General features: G+C 69.0%; 15 protein-coding genes. 5 read left to right on the top strand and 10 right to left on the bottom strand.

What is annotated here, in order from left to right; all coding sequences use genetic code 11:
* The coding region (locus KPL57_RS65460; RefSeq protein WP_226359492.1) for an HNH endonuclease signature motif containing protein at nucleotides 1–1,213 on the bottom strand (1,213 nt) is incomplete at its 3' end.
* Between the two features lie 347 nt (nucleotides 1,214–1,560).
* On the opposite strand from KPL57_RS65460, the gene KPL57_RS65455 reads away from it, so the two are divergent.
* Nucleotides 1,561–2,358, top strand: coding sequence for a transposase family protein (locus KPL57_RS65455; RefSeq protein ID WP_226351139.1), 798 nt, complete (start codon nucleotides 1,561–1,563; stop codon nucleotides 2,356–2,358).
* A 66-nt stretch (nucleotides 2,359–2,424) separates the two neighbouring features.
* Here KPL57_RS65455 and KPL57_RS65450 read toward each other — a convergent pair whose 3' ends face one another.
* From KPL57_RS65450 to KPL57_RS65440, 3 genes are all read right to left on the bottom strand, one after another.
* Nucleotides 2,425–3,132, bottom strand: coding sequence for a glycosyltransferase family 1 protein (locus KPL57_RS65450; protein ID WP_226359491.1), 708 nt, complete (start codon nucleotides 3,130–3,132; stop codon nucleotides 2,425–2,427).
* A gap of 24 nt (nucleotides 3,133–3,156) precedes the next feature.
* On the bottom strand, nucleotides 3,157–3,921 hold the full coding sequence (locus KPL57_RS65445) for a transposase family protein (protein ID WP_226350834.1): 765 nt from the start codon (nucleotides 3,919–3,921) through the stop codon (nucleotides 3,157–3,159).
* An 84-nt stretch (nucleotides 3,922–4,005) separates the two neighbouring features.
* The gene (locus KPL57_RS65440) at nucleotides 4,006–4,413 is read right to left on the bottom strand and encodes a hypothetical protein (RefSeq protein WP_226359490.1); all 408 of its coding nucleotides are present in this window, start codon (nucleotides 4,411–4,413) and stop codon (nucleotides 4,006–4,008) included.
* Between the two features lie 449 nt (nucleotides 4,414–4,862).
* On the opposite strand from KPL57_RS65440, the gene KPL57_RS65435 reads away from it, so the two are divergent.
* The 3 genes from KPL57_RS65435 to KPL57_RS65425 all read left to right on the top strand — a co-directional run bounded on the left by KPL57_RS65435 (nucleotide 4,863) and on the right by KPL57_RS65425 (nucleotide 6,441).
* Nucleotides 4,863–5,042 (top strand): hypothetical protein, encoded by a 180-nt coding sequence (locus tag KPL57_RS65435; protein ID WP_226359489.1) that lies wholly within the window; start codon nucleotides 4,863–4,865, stop codon nucleotides 5,040–5,042.
* A gap of 49 nt (nucleotides 5,043–5,091) precedes the next feature.
* Entirely contained in the window at nucleotides 5,092–5,310 is a 219-nt protein-coding gene (locus KPL57_RS71655) for a sugar transferase (RefSeq protein ID WP_308187836.1), read from the top strand.
* Between the two features lie 333 nt (nucleotides 5,311–5,643).
* Entirely contained in the window at nucleotides 5,644–6,441 is a 798-nt protein-coding gene (locus tag KPL57_RS65425) for a glucose-1-phosphate cytidylyltransferase (RefSeq protein WP_226359488.1), read from the top strand.
* Between the two features lie 7 nt (nucleotides 6,442–6,448).
* Here the strand turns inward: KPL57_RS65425 and KPL57_RS65420 are convergent, their stop codons facing one another.
* The 4 genes from KPL57_RS65420 to KPL57_RS65405 all read right to left on the bottom strand — a co-directional run bounded on the left by KPL57_RS65420 (nucleotide 6,449) and on the right by KPL57_RS65405 (nucleotide 10,067).
* On the bottom strand, nucleotides 6,449–6,697 hold the full coding sequence (locus tag KPL57_RS65420; RefSeq protein ID WP_075310724.1) for a helix-turn-helix transcriptional regulator: 249 nt from the start codon (nucleotides 6,695–6,697) through the stop codon (nucleotides 6,449–6,451).
* 2 nt (nucleotides 6,698–6,699) lie between these two features.
* Nucleotides 6,700–7,251 (bottom strand): hypothetical protein, encoded by a 552-nt coding sequence (locus KPL57_RS65415; RefSeq protein WP_226359487.1) that lies wholly within the window; start codon nucleotides 7,249–7,251, stop codon nucleotides 6,700–6,702.
* Nucleotides 7,252–7,293: 42 nt separating this feature from the next.
* Nucleotides 7,294–8,802 carry an IS1634 family transposase gene (locus KPL57_RS65410; protein ID WP_226359486.1) on the bottom strand — a complete coding sequence of 503 codons (1,509 nt, stop codon included), beginning with the start codon at nucleotides 8,800–8,802 and terminating at the stop codon, nucleotides 7,294–7,296.
* Between the two features lie 197 nt (nucleotides 8,803–8,999).
* The gene (locus KPL57_RS65405) at nucleotides 9,000–10,067 is read right to left on the bottom strand and encodes an LCP family protein (RefSeq protein ID WP_226359485.1); all 1,068 of its coding nucleotides are present in this window, start codon (nucleotides 10,065–10,067) and stop codon (nucleotides 9,000–9,002) included.
* Nucleotides 10,068–10,336: 269 nt separating this feature from the next.
* Here KPL57_RS65405 and KPL57_RS65400 point away from each other — a divergent pair, with 269 nt between their 5' ends.
* Nucleotides 10,337–10,642 carry a hypothetical protein gene (locus tag KPL57_RS65400; RefSeq protein ID WP_226359484.1) on the top strand — a complete coding sequence of 102 codons (306 nt, stop codon included), beginning with the start codon at nucleotides 10,337–10,339 and terminating at the stop codon, nucleotides 10,640–10,642.
* A gap of 70 nt (nucleotides 10,643–10,712) precedes the next feature.
* Here KPL57_RS65400 and KPL57_RS65395 read toward each other — a convergent pair whose 3' ends face one another.
* Together KPL57_RS65395 and KPL57_RS65390 are read right to left on the bottom strand one after the other, a co-directional pair.
* Entirely contained in the window at nucleotides 10,713–11,813 is a 1,101-nt protein-coding gene (locus KPL57_RS65395) for a methyltransferase domain-containing protein (protein ID WP_226359483.1), read from the bottom strand.
* Nucleotides 11,810–12,400, bottom strand: a complete 591-nt coding sequence (locus tag KPL57_RS65390; protein ID WP_226359482.1) for a dTDP-4-dehydrorhamnose 3,5-epimerase family protein — start codon at nucleotides 12,398–12,400, stop codon at nucleotides 11,810–11,812. Before KPL57_RS65390 ends, KPL57_RS65395 begins: the two co-directional genes overlap by 4 nt.
* Between the last annotated feature and the right edge of the window lie 122 nt (nucleotides 12,401–12,522).

The raw sequence follows: 12,522 nt of genomic DNA, 5'->3' as shown, positions 1-12,522 counted from the left end.
GGAGGTTGCGGCGCGGGCCGCCCGGTATCCAGGGCGGCGGGTGGAACACCGGGAATCCGCTGGTGACCACCACCAACCAGTCCCCCGTGTGGATCATGCGGTGGTGGTGCGCGCACAGCAGCACCAGATTGTCCAGGTCGGTGGCTCCGCCCGAGGCCCAGTGCACGACGTGGTGGGCCACGCACCACTGCGGTGGGGCCTCGCAGCCGGGGAAGGCGCACCCGCCGTCGCGTTGGGCCAGGGCCCGGCGCTGCGCCCGGGTCGCGAGCCGGTGTTCGCGCCCGACCGCCAACGGCTCCCCCGTGCCCGCGAGCACGACCGGCACCACCTTCGCGTCGCAGGCCAGCCGCAGCGCGTCCTGCGCGAGGACCGGCGCGGCCAGTCCGCCCGCACCGAACCCGAGCAGCGCCGTCCCGGTGGCCGTGGTCAGGGTCTCCAGCGGCACGGTCACGGTGAGCGCGACCGGCTGCCCGTTCTCGATCCCGAATCCGTCGGTCGCGAGCATGCGGCGGGCCAGTTCGGCCAGCCCGTCGCCCATGCGCTCGGCCGTCGATCGCTCGTCGCGCCCCGCTCCGGCCGGCCCGTCGGCAGGGGCCGGAGCGGACAGCGGCGACAGGGCGGTACGCAGCAGCGCCGCGGACTCGATGTCCAGCCAGCCCCGCGCCTCGAACCCCGCACCCTGCGGGCGCAGCGTGAGCCGGTTGCGCGACGGCGTGGGCTCCTGGGGACGGGGCCCGTCCGGGTCGAGCATCGCGATCGCGCGCCGGCCCAGCTTCTCCACCGCGTCGGGGTCCAGGCCGCGGGCGTGGTGGACCAGGTCGGCCTCCAGCGCAGGCCGATGTTCGTCGAGGTGCGGCGGGAGCGCAGCCAGCACCCGGACGATCACGCGGACGTGCTCGGGCGTCACCGCGCCCTCGGCGAACGCAGCGGCCAGTTCGGGGAGCTCGGCGTCGACCTGCTCGCCGGTGATCAGGAACAGCGGCGAGAGCTTCCGGGCGGCGTCGACGCGGGCGCGGGCGGTCGACAGCGACACGTTCTGCACCGTACGCAGCAGGTCCGCGGTGTGGCGGAAGCCCCGTGCCTCGGCCAGGCCCCGGGTCGCGACCTCCGCGACCAGCGCCACCAGGGCGTGGGACTCGCGGTTGATCCGCTCCTGGACGGCCGCGACCGCGAGGAGAAGCTCCTCGTCGCCGGTCTGCCAGGTTCCGTCCACGCACTCCACTATACTCGAACTACTGTTCGACTCATGGCGTCTGAGCTGGGCGGCAGCCGGGTGGAGACGAGCGGTCACTCCACCGCAAGCCAGGTCAGCGTAAGTCCCACCCGTACGCAGGTGGGCAACACGAGCGGAGCCTGCCAGCCGGGAGCTTCAGCCGTACGGAGTCACGCCACGCTGGACCGGCCTCGACCAGCCCGTCTGCCAGGTTGGCAAAGCCTCACTGAGCCTTTCCCAACCTGTTTGTGCTGGTCAGGGGTGTGAGGTGCGTGGCTTGTCGTGAGATGGGTGGGGCTCCTGGTAGACGGATAGCTGTCGCGCCACCGCCTACCGAGGAGCCCCGCGTGTTGTCCTACCCATCCGGGATGTCGATGTCCACTCGCACGGTTCGTGTCCTGGCCGGGCTGCTGCGCGGACATCGTCGCCGGATCGGGACCCGGTGGCGGCTCCTGACCCCGGCCCGTCAGGCCCTGCTCGTGCTCGCGCACCTACGTAAGGGCGAGACCTACACCGACCTGGCCAGCGGATTCAGAGTCGGGAAGTCCACGGTGTCCCGGTATGTCGCCGAGGCGATCGGGCTGCTCGCTGCGCTCGCGCCGACCCTGGAGCAGGCCATCACGGTCGCGGCCGGGAAGGCGTTCGTGATCCTGGACGGGACGCTGCTGCGTATCGACCGGGTCGGCATGGGCTCGGGCTATGACCGGGCGTTCTATAGCGGGAAGCACAAGTGTCACGGGCTGAATGTGCAGGTCATCGCCGACCCCGCGGGTCGGCTGGTGTGGATCTCCCCGCCGCTACCGGGGGCACGGCACGACATGGGCGCTGCCCGGATCCACGGGATCATCGACGCGGTCAACACCACCGGGGTGCGGGCGGTCGCTGACACCGCCTACCAGGGCGGCGGTCCCGCGATCACCGTCCCGCACCGACGCCGACGCCGCGATCTCGACACCGGCCGGTACCGGCCCCTGTCAGCGAATCAGAAGGCCGTCAACGCCGCTCACGCCCGACGGCGGGCACCGGGTGAGCGGGTCAACGCCGAGCTGAAGAACTGGAAGATCCTCCGCAAGATCCGCTCCAGCCCCTCCCAGGCTGCTCAGCTCGTCGCAGCGATCCAGACCCTCATGATCACCACCGCCTGACCAGCACAAACAGGTTGGGAAAGGCTCACTGGAGAGAGTCGTCCAGGATCACGCATACTGAACGATTCAACGCCGCCCTTGCGCTAATGTCATGGCGAGGTGTCTGATTCTTGAAACGCTGACCTCCCAAGAGTGTTTGCTCTGCCACCACGAGGGTTCGATCGACATAGCAGGCTGATCGCAGACCTGACGTATTCCTCGACTAATATCTTGAACGTCATTCGGATTGACAAACACGGCATTATCTTGAAGTGTCTCACGGAACACAGGAATGTCGCTCACCACCGACTTCGTGCCGAAGAATGCCGCTTCGACCGGAGGCATCCCGAAGCCCTCATCGAACGACACGAAGACTAGCGCTCGAGTATTCTTGTACAACCACGTCAGCTCTGAGTCGCCGATATACCCAGTAAACAGAATCTCATTCCGATCTATCCCTTCGCGTGCGGATTCAGACAACTGTGATTGACGCCCATCACGCTCGCCGACCACTACCAGCGGAAAATCCTTGCATACAAGCCCGCTCGCTCGAGCTGCGTCGATCGCCCGTCCAAGGTTCTTTCTCTTATTGAGGCGTCCAACAGCAAGAATGAAGCTATCGGCGACCAGGCCAAGCCGCGTCGCGACAGATTTCGTTGGCGTAATCTCGGTCAGTTCACTACTGAGGCCGAGACCGACCGCATCTACAGGCCGGGAGACATGCCTTGCAATCCGCTTGGCCTCAGATTCAGACGAGGTAACGATCGAGTCGGCGAATCGAGCGGTCAGATTCATCCCGCGAGGCTTATTCAGGCTCCGTCAGGTAAGTGCGTAGAAGATGAGTCCGATGACTGCCGAGATCGTCGTTTTAAATGTGGCGTAGGGTCGGCGGTAGTCTGTGTGGAGAACTTTCCACGACTTGATATGGGCGATGACTCGCTCGATGGTGGCGCGTGTGCGGTTGAGGCTCTTGTTGAATGTTTTCTGCCAGTCGAGAAGTTCCCGGCCGGGTTGTTTTTTGAACGGGGTGAGCATGCCGCGCCCGATGTAGCCTTTATCGCCGATCGGTGGGTATGTGGCGAGGTGGTCGAGGGCGCCGGATTGGTCGAGGCAATGTAGGTCGTGTCGGGAGCCTGGGGTCGGGTCGGAGATCCACGACAGCTGCCCTTCCAGGGTGGCTGCGACCTGGACGACGACGCCGGTGGTGCGATGCTTGCCCGACCACAGACCTGGTACGGCGGTCCATGACCAGCAGGGCAGCAGGGTTCCGTCGATGATGTACTGCCGATCGGCACGAAGCTCCTCCGCAGTCGGAACGACACTCCGCAGCGCCTGCGCCAGCAACGGTGTCACCCCCGCGATCGCTCGACTGACCGTCGACTGCGACACCCCGTAGGTTTCCGCCAACTCCCACTGCACACGATTCCCGCGCAGATACGCCAACGTGATCACCACCGACCAGAACAATCCCAGAATCGGCGGCCAAGGCCGTCGCAGGCCAGTCGCGTTCCGCTGATCCTGCTCATGCACCAGAGCGGCAAGATCCTGAATCTCATCACGCCGAAAGCCAGTGGTATAGTACATACTGCGACAGCCCATTCATCTCGGATTGATTCGACAAACCAATCTTCGCGATGGACGGGCTGTCGCCCAACCCGACACGCCGGGCTAGATCGTTATTTCACGGGCCCTGAATAAGCCTCCGCGAAAGTATGTACGCTCGACGAGGGAGAACCACTCCGGGTGCTCGAGGAACATCAAGTCGTGTACGTACGTCAGCTTTACGGCGGAACTCTTCAAGATCGGAGTGAAATTCTGACCGATGTACACGCACGGTTGAAAGTCTCTCAAAGCCGCCCAACTACCCAACGCCACACCCACGCCGTGGGGGTGCAGCCGGGTCCGGTAACAGGCACCTGGAAAGTCACTACCCTTGGCCAGCTCTTTGCGGTTGTTCTCGTAGAACAGCCCGGCCAACTCGTCCTGGGGATACTCAGCGCTCCACATGGTCACAATATCGCGAAGAACATGCCTGTTCGACGGCGGGCCCTCGAACCACCAGTAGCAGTCGAACATGACTCTCAAGCTTCTCTCCTAGCGGATAGGTGCAGCATCTCGCTCCTTCGGACGACAGGATCTACCAGGCTCGACGCATCACGAATTCTGCTCCGCACTGACTGTGTTGATCAAGCAAAGTCTGAGGTGGCGCTCGAGCACACAATCGATCATACTATTGACGTCTGCGCCAGCAGCCATACTGACATACGCACCGGCCGGACGATGGGCTGTGATCGCAGCAGCAGTCCTGTTTTAATTGTTCCGCGGTCGGGCATAACCGGCCTCGGTCTCACAGAGGGCGTATCAGGCTCGCTACTCGTGCCGCTCTCCCACGGCGTCGTGCACGGCACCTTCTCACCACTCACCGCGACCGCGCTGATCCCGCGATCGCAGCCGAGGGATCAGGACACCGGCTACGCCGCGTCGCCGTTCGTCGCTCCCCGACGCTGCTGGCAACACAGCACCACGTGCGGCTCCACTCTCGCAGCCGGTTCGACCGGGCGGACGACCTGCGGCTGTCCGGACTGGAGTCCGACGACGCACCGAACGGCCGCACCCGCCGGGCGCTCGACGTCACCAGGCCCGCCTGCAGCGTCGAACGCGAGAACGGTTCGTCAGCGTCGACCGTCCGCTACCCGCGTTGGTAGCCCGGTGCCACATGCGCGTCCTCGATCCACCCATGATCGACCGCTGAGTGTGACCGCACCGCCGGCCGCGCCTACACGGTCCTCAACGCCGTCGCCGCGCTGCTGCATCCTTCTGCTCGCCCCGGTCATGCTGGCCGTCGCGATCGCGGTGAAGCTCGACGGCGGCCCGGTGCTCTTCCGCCAGTCCCGCGTCGGCAAGCACGGCACCGAGTTCGGGATGCTGGCCCGCACCGCCGGTGCGGTCGCCCGCGCCGGGGGCGCCTACTGACCCCGTTCCCCCACCTCCTCCACGACGGCGGAGATCATGAGGTGCATGACCGGGGTCGGGTCACCGCGGTCGACCGTCCACCGACCTGCGCCGGCCGGATATGTTTCCGAACCGGAAGCACCGGGCCGAGGCGGCGTCGCTGCGGCGCCCCAGGTCGCAGCAACGCACCATCGCGCTGCGTAACACTAGAGTGACGATACGTGTCCGTTCCCGCACGGTGTGAGCCGGCGAACAGACACACGGCGCTAACAGTGCGGTAGTGGTGTTCGGTTCCCCTGTACGACAGGCGCCGCCGCCCACCACGCTCCCCACGAAGGAACGGATACTCAGCCCATGGATCCCGAGACTCCCGTCGTCATCCTCTGCGGAGGCAAGGGCACCCGCATCCGGGAGGCCTCCGAGAGCCTGCCGAAGGCGATGGTCGAGATCGGCGGACGGCCGATCGTCTGGCACATCATGAAGACCTACCGGGAGCACGGCTTCCGCCGGTTCGTCCTGTGCCTGGGCTACAAGAGCTGGGCGATCAAGGAGTACTTCCTCGACTACCGGGCCCGCTCCGCGGACTTCACCCTGTCCATGTCGGACCGGCACCGCATCGACTTCCACAACAGCGTCGACGAGGACTGGGAGATCACCTTCGCCGAGACCGGGCTGGAGGCCGCGACCGGCTCGCGCGTCCGGAAGATCGCGCAGTACGTCGACACCGAGAACTTCTTCCTCACCTACGGCGACGGCGTCGGTACCGTCGACATCACCGCCCTGGCCAAGGAGCACGAGGAGTCCGGGAAGATCGGCACCGTCACCGGGGTGCACCCGACCTCCAAGTTCGGCGAGATGAACGTCGAGGGCGACCGGGTCGTGGAGTTCAACGAGAAGCCCACCCAGGTCACCGGCTTCGTCTCCGGCGGCTTCTTCGCCTTCCGGCGCGAGTTCCTCGACAGCTACCTCGGCGAGCCCGGCGACGACGGCGTGTGGCTCGAGCACGAGCCGCTGCAGCGACTGGCCCGCGACGGACAGCTCAACGTGCACCGCCACGAGGACTTCTGGTCGGCGATGGACACCTTCAAGGACTACGAGTACCTCAACGACCTGTGGGCGCGCGGCGAGGCGCCCTGGAAGATCTGGGCCTGATCGGCCTTCACCGCGGGTCGGGGAGCGACGGCTCCCCGACCCGGTGGCTCATCAGATCTCCCGGCTGACAGCCCAGCACCGCACAGATCGCCGACAGCGTCGAGAACCGGATCGCGCGGGCCCGGCCGTTCTTGAGCACCGACAGGTTCGCGTGCGTGACACCGACCCGGCGTGCGAGCTCGGTGAGCGTCATCCCCCGCTGTGCCAGCAGCGCGTCGAGGTGGATCTCGATCGCCGCCCCGTCCTCCGCCGGCACCGCTACACCGTCCCGTCGAGCTCGCGCCGCATCCCGACGCCCTCGACGATGATCGAGCGCAGCAACAGGACCCCGACGCCGACGGCCACCGTCGACCACTCGAGCGCCGCGCCGAACGCCGGGCCCAGCTCACTGCCGACGGTCGCACCTGCCAGCACCTGGCTGCGCAGGTACGCGGTGGTCGTCGCCTCGACCAGGGCCCACACCGGCTGGCCCGCCAGCGCCCAGCCCAGCAGGCCCACCCGGTGCGGCAGGCCGTCGCAGAACAGGCCCCGCTCCCGCGCCAGGTCCAGTGCCCGCAGCGCGAGGCCGATGACCACCGCCCCGTAGAGAGTGGGCAGGAGCTGCGGCAGCTCGGCGAGCACCGAGCCGAGGCGCGGCGAGTCGTGGTCGGTCACCAGGGGCGTTCCCTCGACCATCCGCGCGGAGTCCGCCAGCGGCGGGTGGTCGTACCCCAGCTCGAACACGTACGACGTCGGCTCCCCGGCCAGCGACTGTCCGATCTTCCCGACCGCCGCCGCGGCGAGGACCGCCAGCCCGACCGCCAGCAGCACGAAGTAGAGCCTCGCGACCAGCCTGACCCGAGTTGCACAGGTTTAGTGCCCCGGGGCGTTGATGGCGGGTAGCCGGTTGAGGATGGCGCGGGCCTGGTCGGTGATCTGCGGCGCTGCAGTGATCGGGTGACCGCCGACGTCGACGCGGATGGTGCGTAGCGGACGCAGGGTCCTGACCAGTGTCTTGATGGTCACTCCGGTGGCGTCCTGCAGGTGCCGCGAGACCGCGAGGGCGGCGAAGACGACGGTGAGGTGGGCTTCGATGGTGTCGCGTTCGCGGTGGAAGACCGGCCGGGCGCGTAGGTCGGATTTGGTCATGCGGAAGCTGGCCTCGACCTGCCACAGGTCGTGGTAGGCGGCCACGATCGCGAGTCCACCCATGGTGGCCTCTGGCAGGTTGGTGACGTAGCCCTTCAAACCCGCGAGCTGGCGGGCGCGTTCGACCAGGGCCCAGTCGACCTCGGTTCCGCTGTTGGCGATGCGCACGAAGCGGTCCTTCTTCAACGGCCGGGTGCCGGCGGCGACCTTCTCGGCGCGGTCGACCATGGCGTTGATCGCCCGGTCGTCGTGTTTGTGCCGGGCGAACCGGTACTGGTAGACGGTCCGGCGCGAGCGTTTCGCCTTACCCGTCCCTATGTCGCGGCGTGACTCGAGGATCTGGCCATCGTCGAAGGCGTTGCCGTGGCGTTCGAAGTGCATGGCCAGGTCGTAGGGCGCCTTGCTGATCCTCGACCCAACGATGAACGAGAACTCGTTGTCCTCCAACGCGTTTAGGTTGCTCGCGGACAACATCCCGGCGGCCGCGACGACGACCATGTCCCTGACCTGGTGCCGCTTACGGAACTCGTCGAGCACCGGGAGCAGGGTGGTGGTCTCGGCCTTGTTCCCTTCGAAGCAGCGGACCTCGAGTGGAAACCCGGACGGGTCCACGAGCAGCCCGACCTGGATCTGCGGGTCGACCCGGCGTTCCTTGCTCATCCCGACCTTGCGCAGCTTGTCCTCGTTCTCGACCTCGAAGTGCAGCGTGGTCACGTCGTAGAGCACCAGCGACACCGGACCCGACCGGCGCGAGGCCGCAGCACAGGCGGCGGCGAGGGCGGCTCGGTAGTCCTTGTCCACGCAGCGGCGCAACGCCGCGGTGAAGGTGTTGCGGTGCGGCGCGGCCACGCCGAGCTCGTCGAGGACCCCTACTGCGGCGGACTTGCTGGTGGGCTCGACGATTCGCGCGAGCACGAGTGCCCGGAACGCCTCGTCTGCGAGCTGGTCGAAGCCGAGGCGACGGTAGGCCTCGATCAGGACGTTCCACAGGACCTCGCTCGACGACTCGGTCACGATCGCCCCACCTGCACCCCCAGCGGCCGGGGTGTCCAGGTCCAGCGCCTGTTGGCTTGCATGGATGCGGTCTCGTGCTGAGGCGATCAGGACTGCGAGCTCGGCGTCATCGTGCGCGGAGCCGACGTGGGCGACGATCCGGCGGACGCCGTGGCGCTTCTCCACGACCTGCACCGCTGTCGCCCCGGAGGCCGTCTTCACCTTCCGAACGAACGGCACTACCCGAGACTACCGATTAGTGCCCCAGATCCCGATCAAGCAGCCAGCTGACCAGCACCGACGGCTCACGACCCCTGACTACCTGTGCAACTCGGGCCTGACGGCGCTGAGCACCCACGAATCCACTGTCATGACATCCCCCCAGATGCATCGTTCCTCGATACATCGAAGAACAGTACATCGAGGAACGATATAGGTCACGACGGCGTCGAGCTCAGCGCCTCCGTCGGGTTGCGGTCCGCGTACTGCGCCACCGCCCCGTTGCGGACCGCTCCCCACAGCTCCGCACGGCGCTGCTCGTCCAGGTAGACGACCGACTGCTCGCCCTCCCGGCCCAGTCCGGCCACCGGCGCCGTCACGAACGCGACGCCCGACCCGCGCAGGTTGCGGTTCTCCAGGGCCAGCCGGACCAGCCCGGTGTTCGACAGCGAGTCGTCCACGCTCACCGCGTCGCCGACACTGGTCGCGAACGAGTAGAGCGCGGTCGGGTCCGTGGTGGCCTTCTCCTGCACCTTTGCGAGCAGCGCCTTGATCGCGTTCTGCTGGCGGGCGGCGCGGTCGATGTCGCCGTTCGGGAGGCCGTGGCGCTGACGGACGTAGGCCAGGGCCTGGGCGCCGTCGAGGTGGTTCTCCCCCGCCCGGAAGTCCACCCCGGCGTTGCTGGTGGCCTGCGCGACGGTCACGTCGATGCCGCCGACCGAGTCGACGAGCGAGGTGAACCCGGCGAAGTCGACGACACCGAAGTGGTCCACCCGCACCCCGGTCAGCTTCTCCACGGTCTCGATGAGCAGCGGGGCACCGCCGAAGGCGTAGGCAGCGTTGATCTTGTTCATGCCGCGGCCGGGGACGTCGACCCAGGAGTCGCGCGGGATCGACACGACGCTGGCGTGCTCGCCGTCGGGGGCGAGGGTGCCGAGCATGATCACGTCGGACCGCTGGGAACCGGCGTCGACCCCCGGGGCGGCGTCGGTGCCGGTGGTGGGTGCCTCGGCCCGGGAGTCGGTGCCGACGAGCAGGAACGTGGTGCCGCCGGACGTGGCGGGACGGCTTCCCGCGTCGATCCCGCGGAACGCATCCGGGATGCGGGCGATGCCGCCGCCGATGCTGGAGGTCAGGTAGGCCACCACGCCGCCGACCGCGAGCAGCAGCACGAGCACCAGCGCCAGCAGCACGGCCAGCACCCGCCGCCCGCGCCGACGGGGACGCCCGCCACGCAGGCCGGGCACCACGTCGTCGTGCCGGGTCGGGGGGACGGCATTGCGCATCGGGGCTCCTGGGTCGGGCGTGGGTGGTCGTCCGGTCCGTCGCGTCCACGCGCACGGCGTTACGCGACACCGCACGGTCCCACTCCCGGTGGTGCGCCACGCCACCGGACCGTGCACGACAGACCTTCAGTGTGCACACAGCGCAGTCACAGGGACGTGCTGTGTCATCAGATGCAGGGAACCCACGGCGCTGGTGCTGACGGTCCCGACGGACGGGGCGATATCAGGGGCAGCACGGCCGCACGGCCCTCGTGCACCGAGGAGGAACCATGAACGTCACGCCCGAGACCCCCGCCACCACCGTCCCCGTCGGCACCGTCCCCGCCGCCGCGATCCCGGCTCCGCGGGCCGCTGCGGAGAACACCGCCCTGCCGCCCGTCGGGGCCGCCCCAGTCGCGGTCGACCTGTGCCGCTGCGGTCACGAGCGCGACGCCCACGACCACTACCGCGCCGGCACCGACTGCGGTGTCTGCGGCACCTCCTGCCACGCCTTCCACGCCAGCACCGGCTCCGCCGAGGGCCGCTCGTTCGGTCGCGCCGCCCGCCTCACCTCGGCCCTGCTGCGCCGCCGCTGATCCCTGCGCGTCCCCGGACGGTCCGCCGGGAGGCGGGGCACGAACGCCTCCCGGTGCCGGTCCGGCCAGGTCACGCCCGGACCGGCACCGCGTCGGGGAGCAGCCACCGGCCGCCGGCCGCCTCCACCTGCGGCAGTGCGCGGCGCATCTCCGGGAGCAGATCGTCGACGAACAGCAGCACCGACCGCGGCGCCGCCGCGACGAGCGCGTCCGGGGCGACGATCGGGATCGCCGTCCCCGGGGTGCGCCTGCCCTGCTTGGCGACCGAGCCGTCGGCGATCGCGGGCAGCAGGTCCGGGCCGATCCCGGCCCGCGACAGCAGCGCCACCGCCCGCGACGCCGCGCTGTAGCCCCACACCGGGCGACCGGCGGCGCGCTCGGCCTCCAGGAACTCCCGCACACCCGTCGTCGTCCGGTCCGTGGCCCGCTGCAGTGACGCGACCGTCGCCGCGTCGCGCACGCCGGCGGCGGCCTCGGCCGCGACCATCGCCCGCACCGACTCCTGCTGCTCGCCGCCCGCCCGCGCGACGAGCAGCACGGTGCCGCCGTAGAGCGGGAACCACCAGGCCCGGACCGCGGCGAGGCCGACGGCCTCCAGCATCCCGACCAGCGCCGGGGTCGAGTAGTAGGCGAAGTGGCCGTGGCGCAGGGCGTTCCACTGCGCGCCCTCGACGATCGTGCGCAGCGTGTGGAACCCGATCACCAGCGTCCCGCCCGGCCGCAGCCGGGCGGCCCGCTCACGTACGGCGGCGGCCTGGTCGGCGTCGTGCATGAGACCGAGGTTGTCGACGACGACGTCGGCCGGTTCGTCCGGTGCCACCGGTGTCGCGCCGGTCGCAGCGAGGTCGGCCACCCAGGAACCGCCGTGCGGGCTGCCGTACTCGACGAAGGAGACCCCCGGTCCGACGACGCCGGCCGCGGCGAGGGCGGCGACGGCGGCCCGGCCCTGCTCGACCAGTGCCGCGGGCTCCAGGCCGACGACCTCCTCCACCCCGCCCGGGTCCTCGGCGAGCTGGGCCAGCCCGCAGGCGTCGCACAGCCACATGCGCAACGGGAACGTCGCGTCCGGACCGGGGTCGGCGGCGGGCGGGAAGGTCGCGCAGTCCGGCTGGACACCGAGGTCGAGCACGACCTGCCCGTCGGTCCCCGCGCAGAACCGGCAGGCCGTCACCGGCGGCCCTCCTCGCGCGTGCTGGGGACCTCGACCGGAGCGCCGTCGAGGGTGCGCAGGTAGTCCGCCCAGGACGGCGCGACACGGTCCCGTTCGCTGGTGGCCGACGGCGGCATCGGCCAGTCGACGCCGAGGTCGGGGTCGGCCCAGTGCACCGAGACGGCCTGGATCGGGTCGTGCACGCGGTCGATGGCGTAGCAGACGTCGGCGACCTCGCCGACCACCTGGAACCCGACGAGCATCCGGCGCGGCACCCGGATCGAGACCAGGTCGCGGTCGTCGAGCCGGACGGCGACGTGACGGCCCAGCGTCGGCGACTCCAGTCGTCCGTCGACGACGACCAGGTGCGCCGCGCCGTGCGCCACCCGGATGATCTTGCCCTCGCCCCCGTGGTTGCGGCCGTGCAGCCCGCGGAGCACGCCGTGCCCGGAGCGGGACTGGCTGTCCTGGACGTAGTCGGCGCGGGTGATGCCCCACTGTCGCGCCACGGCGTCGTCGTAGGTGCGGGAGAAGAAGCCCCGGTCGTCGCGGAAGGGGCGCGGCCGGAAGAGCAGCACGCCCTCGATCGCGGTCGTCTCGACGTCCATCAGTGGTTCCTCCACCGCCGGCGGCCCGGTCGGCCGCACCGCGGGCGAGGTCGCGTCACCACTGATCAACGTTACGGGGTGTCGCGGCGACGACGGCCCGTGCGGCGCCGAACAGCACGAAC

The organism is Pseudonocardia sp. ICBG601 (assembly GCF_020496245.1).
This window is presented reverse-complemented; position numbering and strand designations above follow the sequence as displayed.

Bases quoted from the DNA above. Each gene is read 5' to 3' on its own strand.
- KPL57_RS65405 (WP_226359485.1), bottom strand. From the start codon at position 10,067: ATGCGCAATGCCGTCCCCCCGACCCGGCACGACGACGTGGTGCCCGGC.
- KPL57_RS65445 (WP_226350834.1), bottom strand. From the start codon at position 3,921: ATGTACTATACCACTGGCTTTCGGCGTGATGAGATTCAGGATCTTGCC.
- KPL57_RS65425 (WP_226359488.1), top strand. From the start codon at position 5,644: ATGGATCCCGAGACTCCCGTCGTCATCCTCTGCGGAGGCAAGGGCACC.
- KPL57_RS65440 (WP_226359490.1), bottom strand. From the start codon at position 4,413: ATGTTCGACTGCTACTGGTGGTTCGAGGGCCCGCCGTCGAACAGGCAT.
- KPL57_RS65450 (WP_226359491.1), bottom strand. From the start codon at position 3,132: ATGAATCTGACCGCTCGATTCGCCGACTCGATCGTTACCTCGTCTGAA.
- KPL57_RS65390 (WP_226359482.1), bottom strand. From the start codon at position 12,400: ATGGACGTCGAGACGACCGCGATCGAGGGCGTGCTGCTCTTCCGGCCG.
- KPL57_RS65400 (WP_226359484.1), top strand. From the start codon at position 10,337: ATGAACGTCACGCCCGAGACCCCCGCCACCACCGTCCCCGTCGGCACC.